Genomic DNA, 21,645 nt, shown 5'->3' with positions numbered 1-21,645 from the left:
TTGCTAAACAAAACCACATGAGAGAAGAGGACTCTACATTGAAAACTTTACAGGAAATGGCATTCAATTTCAACAAGAATATTTTAGTATCGCATACGGGTGGTCAATTATCTTCCGATGGCGGGCTAACATTGTGTGTAGAACTGATGGCAAAGTTTCAGTTCACCAACTTGGCCGATAAACTATTGAGGTTCAATGACCAGCGACGATATTGTCAACACAGTAATTCTAGTATCTTAAGACAGTTAACTCTTCAGATTATTGCCGGTTATAGCACAGATTCTGCGGCAACTTTTTTAGAAAAAGAACCGCTTTTTAAATTATTATTGGATAAACCGTCTTTGGCTTCACAAGCAACAATATCACGTTTTTGGCAACGCTTTGATAAAGATAGTGTTAGCACATTACAGACTTTAAATGAGGCTTTGATCGACCGTGTTCGACTATTAACCAACCAGACAGCCACGATTATTGATATCGATTCGACTCACTCAGACACTTATGGCAAACAGGAAGCCACTAACTACAACGCACATTATGGTACTGAAGGATATCATCCATTACTGGCAACTGATCAAGATGGTAACTTATTGAAAGCTGTCTTGCGTCCTGGAAATGCCTACACCAGCAAAGATGTAAAAGCTTTTTTAACACCACTATTAAAGCATTATCAAACTCAGCTGCCCACGACTGACATTCTGGTTCGTGGTGATAGTGGCTTCGCCACGCCAGAAGTTTACGATGTCTGTGAAGCCGACGATGTGTTTTACATTATTCGACTCAAACGCAATCGGAAACTGCAGAATCTAGCTGAAAAGTTCGTCAAGATCAGTGATCAAACCCAGTGGCAAGAGAAAGAGACTCACTACTACTCTGAAATCTATCAATCAGCATCGTGGCCTAAGCCGCGGCAGATCTATGTTAAATCAACTCGAGCAGCCGGTGAACTGATCTTTTCACATGAATTTATCGTTACTAATCTGACTAATTTAACGGCTGAAACAGCCTTTGAACTGTATCACAAACGCGGCCAAATGGAAAATTACATCAAAGAAGCTAAAGCAGGTTTCTTTTTCGATAAGACTGATAGTTCAACGTTTAATGCCAACGCTGCCCGGATGATGGTTAGTGTACTGGCTTACAATATTGTCAACTTTTTAAAGCAGCTAGCACTGACAAAACATGATTCAGGTTTGTGCGTTAGCACATTGCGGATCCGTTTATTCAAATTTGCGGCACGTGTCGTGCATACTGGCCGACGCATTCAGTTGCGACTGAGCTCGTATCATGTTTACCATCGACTGTTCTACCAGGTTCTACAGCGTATCCAGGCTATTGAATAACCGGCAAAATTAAAAAAATCTGTACAACCAAGGGACAAGTGTATCCAAAAATTCAAAGCAATTCTGAGTTAGTTGAAAAATCTCACTAGCTAGAACTTATAAACATAGTATTTCAGCAAAAGATAAAGACATACCCGTCAGTTTTCGAAAAAATACGAAAACTGACGGGCTTTTAATGAACTATGAATAATTCAGGATTGGTTCGACTCAAATCAAGAGTATAGTGCAAATGATGAACGTAAGTTAAAAGAAAGTATGAACAATATTGGACTTGACTTACAAGTAGTCTTAGGTGAATCGGAGTTGGAGTTATCGAACTTCTTACACCTTGAGCCAGGAGATATTTTGAAGTTAGATAGTAAGATTAACGAGCCGCTTGATTCGTATGTTGAAGGCAGTCCGTATTATAGTGTCAAATTGGGTAAGAAAAATAATCAGATTGCTGTAGAATTAATCGACAAGTTAGAGGGGGAAACTCAATGAGTGACAGTCTATCACAAGAAGAAATTGATGCAATGATGGCAGGAGCAGGAGCAGGTACAAGCGATACTGCTGAAGTAACAAGTGATATTGATGAAAAAACAAGACAAGATATTATTGGAGAAGTAGGAAATATATCGATGTCACAGGCGGCAACAACCCTGTCATCTATTTTAAATAAACGTGTAAGTATCACTACTCCAAGAGTCGAAGCAACAAAATTTGGTGATATTTTAGGTGCAATAGATACACCTAAGGTTTCAACTGTTGTTGGTTTTAAAGAAGGATTGGTTGGCTCAAACTTATTACTTCTCGAAGTTAAAGATGCAGTTATAATTGCTGATTTAATGATGGGCGGAGATGGTAAGCCTGAGAATGAACAATTTACTGATTTGGAATTAAGTGCAGTTGCAGAAGCAATGAACCAAATGATTGGTTCGGCATCGACATCTATGGCAACCATGATAAATCGTAAGGTTGATATTTTACCACCGAATGTTAAGTTATGGGAAGATCCAGAAGCCGTTCACTACGATAATCTTGATAGTAATGCTGATGTATACCGTATTTCATTTTCATTGTCCGTTGAGGGTTTAATTGAAAGTGAAATTATGCAGATTTTTACTGCAGATATGGTGGAAGATATTGCAAAGGCGATGCTTTCTGACACGGCAACAACCGTTAGAAACGAAGAAGAGCCTGAAGTTGAAGCTGCTGCTCAAACAAGTGCAGAAAAAATTGTAGAACCAGCAACAACAACTTCACAACCACAAGCAGAACCAGTTGTTGAAAAGCCAGTTGAGGTGAGCAAGCCAGAATTCCAAGTACTGAAAGATGAGCGAAAAGCTGAAGGAGACAATCTAGATTTATTATTGGATGTTCCATTAAATCTAAGTGTTGTTTTGGGTCGAAGCGAGAAAAAAGTCCGCGATATTTTATCTTTTGGGACAGGATCTGTTATTGAATTAGATCGATTGACTGATGAACCTTTGGAGATACTACTTAATGGGAAGCCAATTGCTACTGGTGAAGTAGTGGTAATCAATGAGAACTTTGGTATTAGGATAACTAATATTTTATCCCCAACGCAGAGAATAAATCGTCTTAAGTAGAATAAATTAAGTGAAAGCAATAAAAAAAGTTGAACGAAAGAGGTTTAACTTTTTTTTATTGTGCCGATATTAAATATATGATACTTTTTGAAGAAAGGAGTTGGACATTTTGAAGATCGATGGTTATCAAGGAACTAATATATATGGAGAACAAGCTGCCAAGCTTTCAAAGAATACACAATTGGCTGCAGACAAGAATCAAACTTCTAATAAGTCGTCTAAAGAGTCAACAAGTGTTGAATTATCAGAAAAGGCACAAAAGATAATGCAAGGTGCTCATGTTGAACCTGGAATTGATTTAAACAAGGTTGCAACTCTAAAGAATGCAATTAATAGTGGAAATTATAAGATATCAGCAGAGGATATCGCCAAACGAATGATGGCACAAGTCAATATACAAAAGGAAGACTAGTATGCAGACAAGAGAATTCGAACGCCATTTGGGAAGCTTTGTTAGACTATTAAAGAAGGAAAGAACCTATCTAATCAAGGACGATGGGGAGAACCTCATCAGCTTGTTGTCAGAGAAAGAAAACTTTGTAAAGATCTTAGAAGAGTATCACGGGGATGTTTCGGAGAAGGCACGCGGGCTGATCACTAAGATTAAAGTGCAGCAGGAAGAGAATCTTTTGCTCACACAACAAGCAATGTCTTATCAAAATATGTTGATGACAACAATTAAGAAGAATCTTGGAAATTCAGCTGGGACGTACTCTAAAAGTGCACAAGTTAAGGGTGAGATTCGCACCAATTTGATTGATGAAGAAGTTTGAGAGGTAGATAAAATGTCAGGTTTATTTGGAACGTTAAATACAGCAACAACTGGGATGAGTGCTAATCAAGTGGCATTACAAACCAGTAGCCATAATATTGCAAATACGAATACGGACGGTTACTCTAGGCAGCGTGTACAACTGCAGACTACTCCACCTTACACGATTACTGGTGTTGGGACTATGGGCACTGGAGTTAAGACTGCAAAAATTACACGTGTTGTTGATGATTTTGTGAGAAATCAAATTAGAAGTGCTAACTCACAGTATCAGTTTTACAATCAAAAATCGGATACTCTCGGACAACTAGAAGAGACATTTAATGAACCCTCTGACAATGGTGTGATAAAACAACTCTCAACGTTAACTAGTAGCTGGACGCAGCTTGGAAACAATCCTGAACTTGGAACTGCTAAGACATTAGTAGTTGAAAATGCAAGTACTCTTGGTGATACTATCAGAGGAATGGCCAAGAATATCGAGCAATTGAAGGACGATTCAGTTCAAAGTGTTGCCAAGAATACCTTGGATTTTAATGAGAAGGTTAAACAACTACAAACATTGAATGAACAAATATATAACATGTCGAGTCAAGGTGAAACTCCCAATGATTTATTGGATTCACGGGATAGCTTACTGAAGGATATCTCTGGACTGGCAGATATTTCCACTTCAATTGATGGTTATGGAAGAGCCTCAATTCAGTTGGGGGGCCAAGATATTCTTACCAAGGATACACGTGCGACTTTGAGTACAGTCATGGAGTCCACTAATGGACAATCCAGTATTGCTTTTGGCGGAGATACTGTCTCTAGTATGGAGAAAATAACAGGTGATTACTCAGTTGGAACAGTATTGATTAGTACTGATGGAACTAGTGGTGCCAAGTCGTATAGCCAACTTGATATTGCATCAGGAACAATTGGTGGATTACAGAGTTCGGTAAATGAAATTCAAAAGCGAACCGATGAACTTAATGATTTTGTTAGTACAATTACAAAAACGGTCAATACGATTTATACTGATGGAAAGTCTAGTACAACTGGATTCTTTGAAATGGGCGATGATCCCCAGAACTATGCGTTAAATTTTAAAGTCAGTGATGCAGTAACAAATAATCCTCAATCGATGTCTGTTGGACGAACAAATCTCTCAGGCGATGGATCAAAGGCATTAGCAATTGCAAAACTCGCAACAGTTAAATTCGGCCAACCCGTTGATGATACACAGCTTGGTTCGTATGATGCGACAAGTATGACCTTCAAGGATAGTGCTAGTGGATCAACATATGCAGATGACTTTAATAATATTGTAACTAAAAATGGTATCTCTAAGCAGCAAGCCGATAATACTTCTGCTGCACAGCTCTCGTTATTAAATCAATTAGAGTACAAAAATGAATCTGTTTCGGGAGTCTCCTTGAACGAAGAAATGTCAGATGTTATTAAATTTCAGCAAGGCTTCCAAGCAAATGCACGTTTGCTGTCTGTGGTATCCGAAATGCTGGACACGTTGATTAACAGAACGGGGGTATAGAAAGCAAATGAGAATTTCAAACAATATTATGTATAGTGACTTTATTAAGAATCTAGGGACTAATTCTAGTAAAGTTCAAAAAACGATGAATCAGTTATCGAGTTTTAAGGAAGTCAGCAAGTCGTCTGACAATCCTTTGCTGGTTTCGAAAATTATGGGACTGAATGTTGCACTTGATCAAAACCAGATGTATTCGAAGACTATTAATGATGCTATCTCATGGACTCAAGTACAGGATTCTGCGTTAAATGATGCTGGCACAACAATGTTGAGAATTCGGACATTAGTTCAGTCTTCAGCGACAGCAACTGCAGGTACAGATGAAGTGAAAGCAAATAAAGATGAGATTCAACAGTCAATTTCAGAATTGGTTGATACATTGAATACAAATTTCGATGGACGTTATATTTTTGGTGGCAGTAACACTAATACACCACCATATGTAGTTAAAAAAAATAGTGATGGTGATATTACTGGAATCGATTATCAAGGAACAGACCAAAATTTACCGCGCGAGATATCTGAAGGCGTATCAGTTGATTTACTATCCAACGGTAATAATTTGATGAATACCCATGATAAAACTACTGGTAAAGACGATAATCTAGGAACATATTTCAATGATTTGGTTAGTGCGCTTAATTCGGATGATAAAACACAACTGTCAGGTGATTTATTATCGAGGTTTGACAACTTGAGCGATAATATCACTTCGGTACGGTCACAAGTTGGGGCTTTGGAGAATAGGCTGAGTGCGGCACAATCCAGAAACAGTACAGAAACACTTAACTTGAAAGAGGAAATATCTGATAAGCAAGATGTTGATGTGGCTTCAAAGTACATGGAATATCAGAACCAAATGACAGCTTATCAAGCAACAATTGCGATGGGGACTAAGATTATGCAGACAACGGTGTTAAATTATTTGGATTAAATTTAATATGTCTAAGAATACCTGATTTATTCACAAAAATACACAAGATACCCATCAAACACATGCTTCACGCGTTTGATGGGCATTTTGCATTTTCACCTTTTAAGTGCACAAAAAGAGCCTCAGCTCTGGTATAGTTAAATTGCTAAACAAAACCACATGAGAGAAGAGGACTCTACATTGAAAACTTTACAGGAAATGGCATTCAATTTCAACAAGAATATTTTAGTATCGCATACGGGTGGTCAATTATCTTCCGATGGCGGGCTAACATTGTGTGTAGAACTGATGGCAAAGTTTCAGTTCACCAACTTGGCCGATAAACTATTGAGGTTCAATGACCAGCGACGATATTGTCAACACAGTAATTCTAGTATCTTAAGACAGTTAACTCTTCAGATTATTGCCGGTTATAGCACAGATTCTGCGGCAACTTTTTTAGAAAAAGAACCGCTTTTTAAATTATTATTGGATAAACCGTCTTTGGCTTCACAAGCAACAATATCACGTTTTTGGCAACGCTTTGATAAAGATAGTGTTAGCACATTACAGACTTTAAATGAGGCTTTGATCGACCGTGTTCGACTATTAACCAACCAGACAGCCACGATTATTGATATCGATTCGACTCACTCAGACACTTATGGCAAACAGGAAGCCACTAACTACAACGCACATTATGGTACTGAAGGATATCATCCATTACTGGCAACTGATCAAGATGGTAACTTATTGAAAGCTGTCTTGCGTCCTGGAAATGCCTACACCAGCAAAGATGTAAAAGCTTTTTTAACACCACTATTAAAGCATTATCAAACTCAGCTGCCCACGACTGACATTCTGGTTCGTGGTGATAGTGGCTTCGCCACGCCAGAAGTTTACGATGTCTGTGAAGCCGACGATGTGTTTTACATTATTCGACTCAAACGCAATCGGAAACTGCAGAATCTAGCTGAAAAGTTCGTCAAGATCAGTGATCAAACCCAGTGGCAAGAGAAAGAGACTCACTACTACTCTGAAATCTATCAATCAGCATCGTGGCCTAAGCCGCGGCAGATCTATGTTAAATCAACTCGAGCAGCCGGTGAACTGATCTTTTCACATGAATTTATCGTTACTAATCTGACTAATTTAACGGCTGAAACAGCCTTTGAACTGTATCACAAACGCGGCCAAATGGAAAATTACATCAAAGAAGCTAAAGCAGGTTTCTTTTTCGATAAGACTGATAGTTCAACGTTTAATGCCAACGCTGCCCGGATGATGGTTAGTGTACTGGCTTACAATATTGTCAACTTTTTAAAGCAGCTAGCACTGACAAAACATGATTCAGGTTTGTGCGTTAGCACATTGCGGATCCGTTTATTCAAATTTGCGGCACGTGTCGTGCATACTGGCCGACGCATTCAGTTGCGACTGAGCTCGTATCATGTTTACCATCGACTGTTCTACCAGGTTCTACAGCGTATCCAGGCTATTGAATAACCGGCAAAATTAAAAAAATCTGTACAACCAAGGGACAAGTGTATCCAAAAATTCAAAGCAATTCTGAGTTAGTTGAAAAATCTCACTAGCTAGAACTTATAAACATAGTATTTCAGCAAAAGATAAAGACATACCCGTCAGTTTTCGAAAAAATACGAAAACTGACGGGCTTTTAATGAACTATGAATAATTCAGGGAATAATATGATCGTTATTAAGAAGGTAAACTTCTTATGGGGTGGCAAATAAAGGCCGCTCTTTTTTTATTATGTTAGGGTATGCAAGAAGACAGAAACTTTCTTTTTTAACAACAAAGGTTTTATTCAGCATAAATAATGTCAAAATACATAGTAGTAGCGTTACTGTCAAAAATATTTAATATATAGATGAAATTTTTTTAAAAAAACCTATTAAATAATTAATTGCCATGCCGATACATATAATTGTGAGGGGGAAAACCTCAAAAACTAAATAATAAGCTTATAATAATTGGAGGAATTCAACATGAGAATTAATACAAACGTTTCTGCTATGAATACATTGCGTAGTTTGAATGCTGCAACTACATCAAAAAGTAACTCATTAGCTAAGTTATCATCCGGTTCACGAATCAACAAAGCTGGAGACGATGCAGCTGGATTAGCAATTTCAGAAAAAATGAAAGGCCAAATTGGTGGTTTAAGCCAAGCTACTCGTAATGCTCAAGATGGTATTTCAATGATCCAAACAGCTGAAGGTGCCTTGAATGAAACACATAGTATCTTAGGCCGTATGCGTGATCTCTCAGTTCAAAGTGCTAACGGAACTTTGAGTTCAGATGATCGTGCAGCTGTTAACAAAGAGTTCAATGCTTTACATGATGAAATAAATCGTATTAGTACTACAACTCAGTTCAATACTAAAAATTTATTGGATACAGATAATCAGAAATTCACATTCCAGATTGGTGCTAATGCAGGCCAAACAATGGATGTTACGATTGGTAAAATGGACGCAAAGACACTCTTAGGAGAAACTGATGCTGATTCAACAGTTTCTCTTGATGCAACGGATGCTCAAAAAACAGCTGCAACGACAGCTGCAAAGGCAACATATGAGGCTAGTGATGACGGCAAGGCCGCTGTGAAAGCTCAAACGGATGCTGCGCAGGCGGTTACAGATGCTGCTGGAGATAGTGTTAAGTTAGCAGCTGCAAATGCTCAAAAGGCTGCTGCAGATAAGGCTTATAATGACGGGCTTGCAAATGTAGCTGCTACAACAATTGATCAGAATGGACGTGATAACGCTACTAAAGCAATCACAAGTATCGATAGTGCTATCAAGAAGGTTTCTGACCAACGTGCTGATTTAGGTGCTGCTCAAAATCGTTTGACACATACTGTTAACAACTTGGGTACAACTGAAGAAAACCTTTCTGAAGCTAACTCACGTATTCGTGACGTTGATATGGCTGAAGAAATGACAAACTTCACGAAAGCAAACATCTTGACACAGGCTTCAACATCAATGCTTGCACAAGCAAACTCAATGCCAAACAGTGTTCTTTCATTATTACAAGGTTAATTTTAAGCAACAGATCTTCGTTTTTGGCAAAGGCCGGTCGTCGTGTAAATTCGGCGGTCGGTTTTTGTGGCATACATAACTTTTTTAAGTTATCCTTTTTGAAGGGGAGGATGTATGGATGGAAATTGAGAAGATTCAGCCAGTTCCACCGACACCGAGGGTTCAACCGATTGAAACGGGCAGTGATTTAGATGGAACAAACTTAGACCTGCGTCGTCTAGCCCAAGATCTTTTGTCGGATAAAGGTGAGAAGAAGACGATTAATGAGAAGGTATCTTCTAAAGAAGATGAGGATAAAAGTGATGCTACGTTGCAGGCAATACCACAGGCGCAGTTGGAACAGGCTGTGGATGAAATGAATAAACATCTGCTTGGACGTGATGTTCGCATGCGCTTTAAGGTTCATAAAACAACTGGACGGACTTATGTTCAGTTGATTAATATGAAGAATGACGATGTTATTAAGGAAATTCCACCAACTAAAATGTTGGATGTAATTGGCAGTATCTGGAAACAGATGGGTATTGTCGTTGATAAGAAAGGATAGTGAGTGAGGGATGGCAAGTATTACAACCACTAATGGAATCAGCAGTACTTTAGGGCAATATTCAGGGATTACGGCTGATGATATTGAAGCTTTATTGCAAGCTGATTCTGCTGGTAAGACTAAAGCCCAGAGTCAAATAACAACTTTAACTGATCAAAAGACAGCCTGGAGCGATGTTAAAACCCGCCTAAATAATTTTCTGACCAAGGTGACAGCTCTACAGTCTGATGATACCTATCAGACTAAGAAAGTAACAACATCAGATGCGACGATTGCTTCGATTACTGGAGATACATCGGCTGCTGAAGGAACTTATGACTTAAAAGTTGATCAGTTGGCAACCGCCAGCAAGATTACCGGTACTCAACTTGATGTTAAAAACAGCAAAACCGCTGTTGGAGCTTCTGGTTCATTAACATTAACTAGTGCAGAAACAGATACTAATGGGCAAGCTAAGACTTTCAGCTTTGACATCAGTGACACTGACACTTTGAATGACATCGCTGCTAAGATTAATAAACAAACTAGTAGTTCCAGCATCAAAGCCAGCGTGGTTGATAACCGCTTAGTTCTGACTGATAATAAGATGGGAGCACGTAATATTAGTGTTGCTGGTGATGCTGCTACAAGTCTGGGACTTGGGAGTGGAGCAACAACTGCCAAGGGGAAATCAGCCATTTTTGAACTTGATGGTATGAAAATTACGCGTGATACTAATACGGTTAGTGATGCAATTGAGGGAACGACATTTACGCTCTCAAAAGTTAGCGATAGTCATGTTACGCTTTCTTTAACCAATGATACGTCTAAGACAGTTTCAGCAGTTAATGATATGGTAACCCAGTATAATAGTTTAATGAGTTTGATTAACGATGACCTTAGTGTTGGTGACCCTAGTAAATCAGACAATACAACTGGTAAATTAGCGGGTGATAGTGAATTAATGCGTCTGCAAACATCTTTGCGCAATATGATTACTAATCCCTATGTCACTGGTAGTAGTTTAAACCCAAGTGAGGTTGGAATTTCACTTGTTGATCGTGATGGAACATTAGGGTTAGATCAAGATAAGCTGAACAAAGCAATTACAGATGATCCAACTGCGGTTAAGAATATGTTCTACCAATCAACCAAGAGCTCAGTTGGAACCGTTACTTCTGAATCTGGCTATGCTGCAGATTTGTCTAAGATGCTGAATACTTATTTAGTTGATAGTTCATCTAATAAGGGCATTATTGCAACTAAATCCGCAGGTTATGATTCGAGCATTAAAGATCTAAATAGTCAGATTGATAATTTTAATATAATGCTAGAAGCTAAGAAAACACAATATGTTGATATGTTCACCCGCCTTGATCAAGCCATGATGGAAGCACAGTCACAAATGAGCTACTTTACAACCCAGACATCGTCACTTTCAAGTTAAGAATAGGTGTGAGCAATGGAATTAAAGCAGAATAAAGAACTATTAGAACAACTGGAGCAGTTAAATACACTACTTGGTTCTTGGGATGAGAAGAGTTTAGAGCAAGCGGAGCATATTTTAAAAGATGCACGTGCGATGATTACAGTGTTGAATGACCACTCACTAGCAGAATTGACTAGTTCGGAAAAAGTGATTATTGACCAAATTGTCCAAAAGTATAATAAATTAATGAGTGCTTTTTCCGCTCAAAAGAAACAATTATCGCAGAAAATATCGCAGCTAAGCAGACCGAATAGTACAATTAGAACATACTTGCAGCAAGAACAAGGTGCGTCCTTGATAGACGTTGACTTTTAAGGAGCGAAAATAAATAATGGGCTACGAAAATGTTAAAAAAAGTTATTTAAAGAATCAAGTAATGAGTGCTTCACCTAATAAACTAATTGAAATGTTGTACCAAGGCGCGATTAAGAGTGTTAAAATTGCTGGGCTCGCAATTGAAAATGATAATCCTAAAAAAGCACATAAGGAATTGGTTCGAGCACAAGACATCTTGATGGAGCTTAAAGGCTCGCTAAATACTGAAGTTGGGGGCGATGTCCCTGAGAATCTTGAATCTTTATATGAATTCATGTATCAGCAGCTTGTTAAGGCTAATATGAACAAGGACCAAACTTTATTGCCACCTGTTGTTAAAATGTTGACGGAGTTGCTTGATGCTTGGACGCAAATTACAACGGAAGAAAAATAGTAAGTAATAAAAACGTCTTAAAAAGCTTAGCTTTTGAGGCGCTTTTTTATAATAAAAGTGAGTAGGTGTAGGTATGGAGTTATTATTTATTATATTTGGTGGAATAGTATTTTGGGTGATGTATTCAAAGCTAAATTATAATTTTAAAAAATCGATAATTGGATTTTTCGTTAGTAGTCTAATATCACCAATAATAATATTATTTATGTTTAACAATGTAGGATTAGTGTCCATTATAACGCTATTAACTGTTTGTGGGTTGTATTTTCATGTACACTCCACTGAGTCAGTAGAAATTAGGCAGTGGAGATCAGAGAAATCCCCAGTTAAAATGAATGCACGTGATTTTTCTGGAGTTGTTACTAAGAAAATTACGGATCATAAGGATTTACCATATAATCGAACTCAATATTTTAGTGCTGGCATAGAAAATATAGATACAGAAAATGATTATGCTATTTTATATGATGCTCACCCTAAAGACAATGAAATGATGTTTAGGGAATATGGCTACTTAGTGACAACACGTGGTATCATTATTAAAACACAGATGGAAAATCATAAGGCAGATGAAGATAAGTATGGTGTCAATATTCTCCAAATTCCTTTTCAGGATGTCTATAAGGTCAAGTTAAAAAGTGACAGTCAACTAATTGTTTTTTATGCTGATCATACTAAAAGAAAGGTTAACCTGAATAGTGAAAGTCTAAAAATACTATTAGATGTACTAAATTTAGCAATTGATGTGGGATGGACTAAAGTTAGCAAGGACAATGTTTTATTTTTAGGTGAGGAAATTAACGCCGATCTAGAGTCAGCTACTGAACAAGCAATTAATAATTCGAAACAATTATCTTCCAGAAATGGTGGTATTTTATCTAGTTTAAATAAAGCGGCTTTTAATGATTTAGGAGAAAATCAACTTAATGACCGATTTGGTGGAGGACAAGGACATGGACATGTAGGAGAACAATATGGTGATACTTTAGATCGGATAAAATTTAAAAACACAAAACGTGAAGGAGCCACACATGCTAAAAATGGTGCGGATCGTATTGTAAATGGTAAAGTGATTCAAACCAAATATTTAAAAAGCGCAGGAAAAACTGTAGGTCAAACGTTTAATGGAGGACAAGCCAAATACACTTTTGGTGAGGGTACAAATAAAAGAATGATGATCATTGAAGTGCCACGAGACCAGTATGAGGATTCTGTTAAAATAATTGCTAAACGTATTAAGGATGGAGAAGTACCAAACGAGAGCAATCCTCAAAATGCTGTTAAGTATTTAAAAAAGGGTGCTATTTCATATGAGCATTCTCAAATAGCTACTAAGTCTATTTTTGATCGGCATAGTGAAATTCCAATGCATGATGAGAATAACAAGGTTATCCGTGATTCTGATGGTAATATTCAGATGAAATCTGTTACCCTGGGCGATAAATTAGTGTGGTCTGTAGGTGGTGATTTTATGACAGGTGTTGCATCATCAATGCCAACCGCTCTGGTTAATGGAGTTTGGATTTATTGTAACAGTCGTTGGCATGGGAGTAGCGAAAAAGAAGCTTTGAAAAGTACGGCTTTAGCCATTGCGAAACCAGTAGTTTGGGGTGGTAGTATGTATATGATTGCGTCACAGTTTGCAGGTTCAAAAATGGGCAAAGCTTTAGGAAATCAATTGTTTAGCGGGGGAAATCTAAGTAATAGTGTAAAAACAGCAAAAGTAACAGGGCTAGCCTTGGGGACGGTAACTGCTGTAGTTGCTTTTGGACCAGATGTTGTTAGTTGCCTGCGCGGTCGAATCTCGACCCAACAATTAATAAAAAATTCTGTAGTTACTGGCACTGGTATGGCTACAGGAGCAGCTGTAGGTGGCGTTATTGGATCAGGAATACCGGTAGTTGGTACCGCTATTGGTGCTGTAGTAGGTGGGACGATCGGGAGTTTGGGTGCAAAAAAAATTATGGACCAGTTTGTGGAAGATGATGCAATATTAATGATTAGAATAGCCAAAGAAGAATTTATTGAAACCGTGTTATCAGTTCCTTTGAAAGCGGATGAAGTTGAAATTATCTTACAAAGTACATTCCTGAATAAAAGATTTAATCATCAGCTACAAATAATGTTTGCTTCAGAAAGCCCACGCAAATATATTCACAAAATTTATTTTGATAAAATTTTAGATATTTTCAAGCAACGTAAGTTACCTGATGAAAATGAATTGATAGCCTTGGTATAGTATTAACTATATTTGACTTCAATTGTTAAGCTAAGTGTAATACTAAAAACTCATTCTTAAAATTATTAAAGTTTGTCAGTTATTTAAGGCAACAAACTTAGTAGAACGAAAGTACTTTAAATATGATATGGATGAGAATTAATTGTTTTCTCTTTTTCAAAGCAAATGTAGATAGTCGGGGAGGAACTCCTCAGTTCTTTGAAGTTTCAAATGGGGGAAGTTATAACGTTTATATAAAATGGAGAAGTTTTTATGTCTAAAAAAATAAATATAGTACTTGGAAATAAAAAATATAGGATTGATGGGGAGGCAAAAGGGCAAGAGAATTGTAGACCGGAAGGCTATTTATTTGATGAAGTAGCTTTTGCAGCATTGAATAGTAAATCAGAATTATATGATACATTTAAAAAGATTTTAGAGATAACTCTCAATGAAAGTGAATATGAATATTATACTAAAAGATTTGAAGTAAAGGATGATAATGTCGATAACATAGAAGAAGTGAAAAAAATGTTGAAAAGTATAGCAGAAAACCAGTCAATTTATTACGGAAATAGAAATAAAGAATGCTTAGATAAAATAAGAGATATAATTATAGGTAAGGAAGAAGGATATACTATTGGAAATATTATTCTTATGGGATATGCTAATCTTGGAGAAACTCTTGAGCTTCTAAACAAATATAAAATTAATTACAAAGTCTTTACGCATCCTAGTAGGCAAGCTCAAAACCGTATGATAAGCAATAAGTTAGACGGAATTACAGATGTTTTCAATAAATGTTTCGAAAAAAATCATGATTATTAGTACTTTAGAGAAGGTGAGATTAAAATATGAAATTATGTAGAGTTTTAGTAACGCCTTTTTTAGTTGCTTTATTATTGACAACTACCGCTTGCAGTTCCAACAGCCAACCTGCTTTTGCCAACAAAGACAGTAAAAATACGTCTACACAGAAAAAGATAGGCGAGTCTTCAACGAAGAAGAAGCATGGTAATACTGTTGCTTCTGCTAGTTCAAAAAATACTGGTTCAAGCAGTAATAGTGATACAGCTAAATCCGGTTATTGGAATAGTAGTAAAGCAGTTGCGTTGAGCAAGTTTATGGATCAGTGGCAAGAGACGATGAATCAGCAATATGAGAGTTATACACCAGCTAAGAATGTTAATTTCTATGGGGTAAATTATCCAGATGAATTGGCGAAAAAGACGACTGCAGTTGACAATCAACAAGTTTCAATTGAATGGTCGAATACGGGAAAAGGCAAAAAGGAGTATGAAGTGGTAGCCGTCTACTCTGATGCTGAACATGTTCAAGATATGGGTGAGCATCTGTATCTTTTTGTGTTGCATAATGGTCAGCCTAAAGTACTGGTTACGCAACAGAATCAGGGCATGCCAGATAATTTAATTCATTTCAAACAAACGGAGAATACGGTTTTGAACACAGGTTTTGCCAATATTATTAAGGGACAAAGTGCAACGATTCCAAGTTCCAACAGTCAGAGTCAGAAGGCAACCTCAATTGTTCCGACTGCCTTGAGACGGACATGGTACGGTTATGATGATGAAGGCAATCTTAATACGATCACAATTACAGATGACACTTTGATTGCCAATGGGTCTAAGACTTACTTACATACACGTGATACCAACGTTGATCCAGCACAAGAACCACAACATGATGATTGGGGTAGTGCTAGTACAACCAATGTTCGTGGAATTAATTTTCTGAATATTAGAGGTTGGAATCAAACTGCTGGTGATGGCGACAGTTATGGGGTTAAACAAGAAAATGCTGATGGGCAGAATATTGATGTGATGATTGAAGCGGGCGGTGCCGATTTTTGGTGTTCACAGACATATTATACTTCGACTGATCTAGCTAAAAAACTGCAGGGTCAGAAATATGATGATATTACCTACTATGATGACGCCAATTAGAGCCAGGAGTTTATTGAACTTTTAAGGGAGTGTTTATCTGAAGTGAATTAGGTATATAGAAATGGAGGACCATGCTAGTTTGTCGAAGCTAAATTCATTTGGAACCCAAAAGTTGTTTTGACTATCCACATTGAAGGGCTCTTCGTTTTAAGTGCAAGCTGATATTGTTTCTGAGGTGTACGTTGCATTATTGTTGATTTAGCGGTCATTGATAATTCCAAAATGAAGATAAGTTTTTGGCCGGTGGTCGCAAGTCCCATTCAGACGGATAACACTGACACTTTTTCTAACACCATCAGCAGTTTCTACATAGTTAACCTTTTATACTTAGCAATAATTTGGTAATACCATTAGACATAAGGACATTTCCTTTTTTCTCTAAACTTTTTTCGTTGAATGGTTTGGATGAACAGATGGTAAATGTCCACTTTTTGTGTTTTGGGATAATGACATCAGTCGGGGAACTTGAGCATTAATGCAAAACGACTTATAGCGAATTTTAAGAATTTGGGCTTATGGACATGTTTATACGTAACAAATATAGAGGTGGGGGTAATTTTAGTCTTTGATCTAAACCGTTGTAAATCCGGAATTTTGGGAATTGTTGCATATAACTTATTTTCAGCATATACTTTTCAAATATTAGCTTTTACAAAGGAGAATTGGATGTTAACGAATACAACGAATATCTATTTTGTTCGTCATGCATTGCCTGATTATTCTTGGGCAGATGATGCAACGATGACATTAACTCAAGTTGGAAGAGATGATTCTTTAGCGGTACTTGATGTGCTTAAGGATATCTCTTTTGATTTTTGTATCTCAAGTCCCTACAAGAGAACCTTACAGACAATTGAACCACTAGTTTCTGAAAAAAAACTTAAGGTGCACACGGATGAACGTTTAAAAGAAAGAGTTCGCGGCGATATTGGTGAAAATGGGGATATGCTACTTAAAAAAAGATGGGAAAATTTTGATTTCCATGAAAAAAACGGCGAATCAATGAATAGTTTACAGCAAAGAAATATGAAGGTGCTTAGTAAGATTCTTGAACAGAATCGAGGAGAAACGATATTATTTTCAACTCATGGAGCGGCCTTAAGTGCTATGCTTAATCATTTCGATAATGAATTTGGATATTCAGATTTTATCAGATTACAGTGTTTTACTCCGTATGTGTTGAAAATAAGCTTCGATGAAAATAGTAAGATTGTTGATAAAAAGGAAGTTTTAATTATAGACAAGAAATAAGAGTATAACGAGGATGACAGGATGTCTGTCTTGCTATTAGAATAGAGACACGTTAATTTTGAGGAGGAGTATGTATGGTTGTAGCTAAGATATCAGAACTCTTAAAGTATAAACGACAAGAAAATGGGCTCACTCAAGCTGTTGTTGCCAAAAAATTACATGTTTCACGGCAGGCAGTCTCTAATTGGGAAACTGGGAGACATTTACCAGATGTTATACTGATAAAAAAATTGGCGAATGTTTATGGAACTACAACGGATGAACTGATTAGTGGAGGAGAGAAAGCAAAGGTTGAAAAAAGTAATTTTACTATAACTTTGCTTTATCCGTTGCTGTTATTAATAACATTAATCACCAGCAGATTGACTATAGCTTCAAATTCACGGGCATTGTTAGTAATGGACGGATTAATCTTGTTGAGTGTCATACTAGTTTTTTTAACTAAGTTCGCAGATAGTAAAATACAGATTTTAATGCAGATATTTAGTCTAACCTTATTTTTAAGTTGTACATTTATTAATGATATTTTAAATGATTTTAGTTTTCAAACTACAACTTTTATAAGCAGTCTAATTCTATTATGGCAATTGTTTAGTACATACTACTACCAAAAAAAGGAGTAGTTAGCATATGAGATTGAAGATGTGGTGGTTAGGAAACCTAATTTGGTTACTAATTTTTGGTACGCTGAGCTTTGTTTTGATGACAAGAAGAATTGATGGTTCAGGTGCAGTCCAAACACCAAAGACAAGGCTAGTTTCTTTGGGTGTTCTAGCAGTCTTTTTTATAATTATATTGGTGATACAGTTAGTTATCTTGATATTTGTGAGGAGAAAAGGGTAGGAGAATGCTGGAAATTTGGAAAGTATAACTTCTGATGAATAATAAGGCATTTATAAAAAGGCTATCATATTAACCTTTTATGGATATAATTAGCTTTAAATAGTCAATTAATTGTTTTTTCTCCCATACTACTTTTTACGTTTCTAAAAAAGAATGTTAAGCTATAATGTATACTTTAACCAATAAGGAGAAAAGCATATGAGAATTGACACATCAAAATACCCAGAAGGAAAAGACGCAGTATCAGCTGATAGGATTAAGCGTCTCAAAATACTAAGTAAATTGGCAACTATTATGTGCATTGCGATGTATATTTCATATATTCCTCAAATTATTAGTAATTTTTCAGGACATCCAGTTGGCTTTTTGCAGCCATTTGTAGCAATGGTGAATGCCTCACTTTGGACTGGCTATGGCTGGAATAAAACATATAAAGATTGGCCTGTAATAATTTCCAATGTTCCTGGCATTTTTTTTGGACTATTTACAGTTATTACGATATACATTCATTAATTTAATACATGTTTTTATGGCAACTTAAAGGACTAATGCCATTCAAAAAGAGACTAGTGAAAAACGCTCCTAGGTTTTCATTAGTCTCTTTTTGTTCATCTTTTATAAAAATGAAATCAAACAACTAGAACTTACATTTGTGCCAAAGCTTCACTAATAGGAGTTTCTCCATCGCTCATTTTAATAATCTTTTTACGAGTGTTATCAGCCTTGATGAGAGCTGCCAGTGTTTCAGCCACATTTTGAATTGTATTTTTTAGGCCACTCTTTTCATTAAGAGCAATTCTATGAGAGCCTTCTCCCTCAATTAATGCAGTGGCTTGCAAGATTGTGTAGTCTAGCTTACTTTGGTGGACAAGATAATTATCAGCGAAGAACTTAGCGATATTATAGTCTAACAGACTCTCCATTCCTTTTCTCTTCCATTGTTCTGGTTCTAAAGAAAAAGCAGAACTAAGCATAATAAATCGATTAATATGGTTTTGTTTTGCAACTTGCATTACTTTAACAGCACCGAAGGCATCGGTTTGTAATAAATCTTTTCCGCGTGAGCCAGCAACAAAGTAAATAACATCTACATCCTTGATAATTCCTGATAAGGTTTTAAGCTCATCATGTAAGTCCAACTTCAGCGGGGTAACATACGGACTCTTTAAAACTCTCTCTGGGGATCTTGCACCCGCCAAAATTTCATGACCTTCCAAAGCCAATTGTTCAATTAGTTTAGTAGCGACACGTCCTGTGGCTCCAACAATAAATATTTTCATTTACACACCCCTTAGTATTATTATCAGTTGTATTTTATCATTTTTAGGTATTTCACTGTTAGTAGTTTAACTTTGGATAAAATAATTACTTTGTTAATAATCATGCGAATAAAAAGAAGGGTTGTTAGACTTTCTCTTTGTTACTTGAAAGCGTAATTGAAAAATTAAAAATAATAAAAATACTATTTTGGATATTCAGAATGATATTCCACATTGCTTGTCATAATTATTAGACAGCTTTCTCTCAAAAAATATGAACTATATAAGAAGTTAGATTATAAAATTCAGTACAAAGTAAAGAAATAAAAAGATATTGAGGGGCTTCTTTTTTAGTGATTAGATTAAACACGTCATTTGTTTTTCTCAAACAATAAATCAATAAGTTTGTTATTCATAAAGCCTTGAATTAACCTTAAAAGTATCATAAACTAATAGTAGTTCGTGAAACAATTGTGTTTCACAAAATGCAAACGAATATGATAAATCGCAAGAAATATTAAGAGGGACAATATGAATCCAACAGAATTTAAACAGGCTCTTTTGAACTTAGGAATAGAATTAGACAACCACCAAATGCAACAATATGAACAATACTTCCAGTTGCTAGTCGATTTTAATGCGCACACTAATCTAACGGCAATCACTGAAAAAAATGAAGTGTATCTAAAGCATTTCTTCGACTCGATTCTGACGGGTGTAGCAATTCCACGATTACAAGAAGAATCGTTGACCTTATGTGATGTAGGGGCGGGAGCAGGTTTTCCATCAATTCCTCTGAAAATAGCTTTTCCGCAATTGGAGATTACAATTGTGGATTCTTTGAATAAACGAATTCTTTTCCTAGATCAGTTAGCTAATAACCTCGGATTGACTGGTGTATCTTTCTTTCATGCACGAGCAGAAGAATTTGCAGGTAAGAAGAGTCAATTCCGTGAGAACTTCGATATTGTAACGGCTCGAGCTGTTGCACGTCTTAATGTTTTGGCTGAGTTATGCCTTCCCTTGGTAAAAGTCGGTGGAAGCTTCGTTGCGTTGAAGGCTCAAAAAGCTGGAGCGGAACTAGATGAAGCGCAATTTGCAATCAAGACATTGGGCGGTAAATTCGCTAAGGATGATAAATTAATACTTCCTGTAACAGGCGATGAACGTCATATCATTGAGATTAATAAGATCAAAAAAACACCTGTGAAGTATCCTAGAAAAGCAGGTACACCTGGGAAGAAGCCTCTGTTAGGGTAGACTAATAAACATTCGAGGAGGAAACGATAGTGGCATTTTCATTTTGGAATAAAGATAAAAAAACAGAAGTCCAGACACAATCAGTAAGAGAAATTGAACTTTCACAGATTGTGCCTAATAGATTTCAACCACGGAAGGTTTTTGAAGAAGAGAAAATTGTCGAGTTGGCTAATACAATTCGCGACCATGGTTTGTTACAACCGATTATTGTAAGAGAGTATCAGGAAAATCAGTTCGAAATTATTGCTGGTGAAAGACGTTTTAGAGCTGTTTCATTGCTACAATGGGAAAAGATTTCAGCAATTGTCAAAGAAATGACTGATACAGAAGCTGCGTCACTTGCGGTAATTGAGAATTTACAGCGTGAGAGCTTGACTGCAATTGAAGAAGCTAAGGCCTACCATGAACTGATGGAATTAAATAAGCTGACACAAACCGAGCTGGCTAAAGCACTTGGCAAGAGCCAATCATTTGTTGCAAATAAATTGCGATTACTCAAGTTGGCACCTTATGTCCAGCGGGTGATTATGCAACGAAAAGTCTTGGAACGTCACGGTCGCAGTGTGCTGAGCTTGGAAGATGAGAAGCAAATTGAGGTAATAAAGCAGGTCATTGACAAGCAATTAACAGTTAAAGAAACAGAGGCACTTGTCCTTAAAGAATTAGAAAAAAAGGAACAGCCAGTTAATCAAATTAAGAAGAAAACTCAACGTAATAAGGCACTTCACGATACACGGATCGCGGTAAATACGATTAAGAAGTCAGTTAAGCTGATTAAGGAAAATGGAATGAAGGTCAAGACACATGAAGAAGAGGTTCCCGGTTTTCATCGAATCGTGATTGACATTCCAGTTGATAAAAAACAGCAAGAAGACAAATAAAGTTATAGGAGGGTCAGAAA

At 36.7% G+C, this 21,645-nt stretch carries 23 protein-coding genes; 22 read left to right on the top strand and 1 reads right to left on the bottom strand.

Going from position 1 to position 21,645, the window contains the following annotated elements; genetic code table 11:
- Positions 1–38: 38 nt before the first annotated feature.
- The 20 genes from G6O70_RS01935 to G6O70_RS01840 all read left to right on the top strand — a co-directional run bounded on the left by G6O70_RS01935 (position 39) and on the right by G6O70_RS01840 (position 18,738).
- Complete coding sequence (locus G6O70_RS01935; RefSeq protein WP_057870478.1) at positions 39–1,343, top strand: IS1380 family transposase; 1,305 nt, start codon at positions 39–41, stop codon at positions 1,341–1,343.
- A gap of 255 nt (positions 1,344–1,598) precedes the next feature.
- Positions 1,599–1,826: a FliM/FliN family flagellar motor switch protein gene (locus tag G6O70_RS01930; protein ID WP_057870455.1), complete on the top strand. Its 228-nt coding sequence runs from the start codon at positions 1,599–1,601 to the stop codon at positions 1,824–1,826.
- Entirely contained in the window at positions 1,823–2,935 is a 1,113-nt protein-coding gene (gene fliY, locus G6O70_RS01925; RefSeq protein WP_057870454.1) for a flagellar motor switch phosphatase FliY, read from the top strand. The genes G6O70_RS01930 and fliY overlap by 4 nt, the downstream gene beginning before the upstream one ends.
- A gap of 109 nt (positions 2,936–3,044) precedes the next feature.
- Positions 3,045–3,347, top strand: coding sequence for a flagellar biosynthesis anti-sigma factor FlgM (gene flgM / locus G6O70_RS01920; protein ID WP_233419206.1), 303 nt, complete (start codon positions 3,045–3,047; stop codon positions 3,345–3,347).
- A 1-nt stretch (position 3,348) separates the two neighbouring features.
- Positions 3,349–3,708 (top strand): hypothetical protein, encoded by a 360-nt coding sequence (locus G6O70_RS01915; RefSeq protein ID WP_057870452.1) that lies wholly within the window; start codon positions 3,349–3,351, stop codon positions 3,706–3,708.
- 12 nt (positions 3,709–3,720) lie between these two features.
- Positions 3,721–5,244, top strand: coding sequence for a flagellar hook-associated protein FlgK (gene flgK, locus G6O70_RS01910; protein ID WP_057870451.1), 1,524 nt, complete (start codon positions 3,721–3,723; stop codon positions 5,242–5,244).
- Positions 5,245–5,251: 7 nt separating this feature from the next.
- Complete coding sequence (gene flgL, locus G6O70_RS01905; RefSeq protein ID WP_057870450.1) at positions 5,252–6,178, top strand: flagellar hook-associated protein FlgL; 927 nt, start codon at positions 5,252–5,254, stop codon at positions 6,176–6,178.
- Positions 6,179–6,358: 180 nt separating this feature from the next.
- Positions 6,359–7,663, top strand: a complete 1,305-nt coding sequence (locus G6O70_RS01900; protein WP_057870478.1) for an IS1380 family transposase — start codon at positions 6,359–6,361, stop codon at positions 7,661–7,663.
- 503 nt (positions 7,664–8,166) lie between these two features.
- Entirely contained in the window at positions 8,167–9,225 is a 1,059-nt protein-coding gene (locus G6O70_RS01895; protein ID WP_057869772.1) for a flagellin N-terminal helical domain-containing protein, read from the top strand.
- A gap of 118 nt (positions 9,226–9,343) precedes the next feature.
- Positions 9,344–9,772 carry a flagellar protein FlaG gene (locus tag G6O70_RS01890; RefSeq protein WP_057869773.1) on the top strand — a complete coding sequence of 143 codons (429 nt, stop codon included), beginning with the start codon at positions 9,344–9,346 and terminating at the stop codon, positions 9,770–9,772.
- Positions 9,773–9,782: 10 nt separating this feature from the next.
- On the top strand, positions 9,783–11,198 hold the full coding sequence (fliD, locus tag G6O70_RS01885) for a flagellar filament capping protein FliD (RefSeq protein ID WP_057869774.1): 1,416 nt from the start codon (positions 9,783–9,785) through the stop codon (positions 11,196–11,198).
- Between the two features lie 15 nt (positions 11,199–11,213).
- Positions 11,214–11,555, top strand: coding sequence for a hypothetical protein (locus G6O70_RS01880; RefSeq protein ID WP_057869775.1), 342 nt, complete (start codon positions 11,214–11,216; stop codon positions 11,553–11,555).
- A 16-nt stretch (positions 11,556–11,571) separates the two neighbouring features.
- On the top strand, positions 11,572–11,949 hold the full coding sequence (gene fliS / locus G6O70_RS01875) for a flagellar export chaperone FliS (protein WP_057869776.1): 378 nt from the start codon (positions 11,572–11,574) through the stop codon (positions 11,947–11,949).
- Positions 11,950–12,022: 73 nt separating this feature from the next.
- A complete protein-coding gene (locus tag G6O70_RS01870) occupies positions 12,023–14,188 on the top strand; it encodes a hypothetical protein (RefSeq protein ID WP_219934290.1) in 2,166 nt (721 codons plus the stop codon).
- Between the two features lie 252 nt (positions 14,189–14,440).
- On the top strand, positions 14,441–14,995 hold the full coding sequence (locus G6O70_RS01865; RefSeq protein WP_057869778.1) for a hypothetical protein: 555 nt from the start codon (positions 14,441–14,443) through the stop codon (positions 14,993–14,995).
- A 26-nt stretch (positions 14,996–15,021) separates the two neighbouring features.
- Entirely contained in the window at positions 15,022–16,131 is a 1,110-nt protein-coding gene (locus G6O70_RS01860) for a DUF4767 domain-containing protein (RefSeq protein ID WP_057869779.1), read from the top strand.
- A 666-nt stretch (positions 16,132–16,797) separates the two neighbouring features.
- Positions 16,798–17,382, top strand: a complete 585-nt coding sequence (locus G6O70_RS01855; RefSeq protein WP_057869781.1) for a histidine phosphatase family protein — start codon at positions 16,798–16,800, stop codon at positions 17,380–17,382.
- 74 nt (positions 17,383–17,456) lie between these two features.
- Entirely contained in the window at positions 17,457–18,005 is a 549-nt protein-coding gene (locus G6O70_RS01850; protein ID WP_057869782.1) for a helix-turn-helix transcriptional regulator, read from the top strand.
- A 7-nt stretch (positions 18,006–18,012) separates the two neighbouring features.
- On the top strand, positions 18,013–18,225 hold the full coding sequence (locus G6O70_RS01845; RefSeq protein WP_057869783.1) for a DUF3923 family protein: 213 nt from the start codon (positions 18,013–18,015) through the stop codon (positions 18,223–18,225).
- A 198-nt stretch (positions 18,226–18,423) separates the two neighbouring features.
- Positions 18,424–18,738 carry a SemiSWEET family transporter gene (locus tag G6O70_RS01840; RefSeq protein ID WP_057869784.1) on the top strand — a complete coding sequence of 105 codons (315 nt, stop codon included), beginning with the start codon at positions 18,424–18,426 and terminating at the stop codon, positions 18,736–18,738.
- 131 nt (positions 18,739–18,869) lie between these two features.
- Here G6O70_RS01840 and G6O70_RS01835 read toward each other — a convergent pair whose 3' ends face one another.
- Positions 18,870–19,505 (bottom strand): NAD(P)H-binding protein, encoded by a 636-nt coding sequence (locus G6O70_RS01835; protein WP_057869785.1) that lies wholly within the window; start codon positions 19,503–19,505, stop codon positions 18,870–18,872.
- Between the two features lie 510 nt (positions 19,506–20,015).
- Here G6O70_RS01835 and rsmG point away from each other — a divergent pair.
- Positions 20,016–20,744, top strand: coding sequence for a 16S rRNA (guanine(527)-N(7))-methyltransferase RsmG (gene rsmG / locus G6O70_RS01830; protein WP_057869786.1), 729 nt, complete (start codon positions 20,016–20,018; stop codon positions 20,742–20,744).
- Between the two features lie 29 nt (positions 20,745–20,773).
- Positions 20,774–21,625 (top strand): nucleoid occlusion protein, encoded by an 852-nt coding sequence (gene noc, locus G6O70_RS01825; protein WP_057869787.1) that lies wholly within the window; start codon positions 20,774–20,776, stop codon positions 21,623–21,625.
- The last annotated feature ends 20 nt before the right edge of the window (positions 21,626–21,645 follow it).

It is taken from the genome of Liquorilactobacillus hordei DSM 19519, assembly GCF_019443985.1.
GTDB lineage: Bacteria > Bacillota > Bacilli > Lactobacillales > Lactobacillaceae > Liquorilactobacillus > Liquorilactobacillus hordei.
This window is presented reverse-complemented; position numbering and strand designations above follow the sequence as displayed.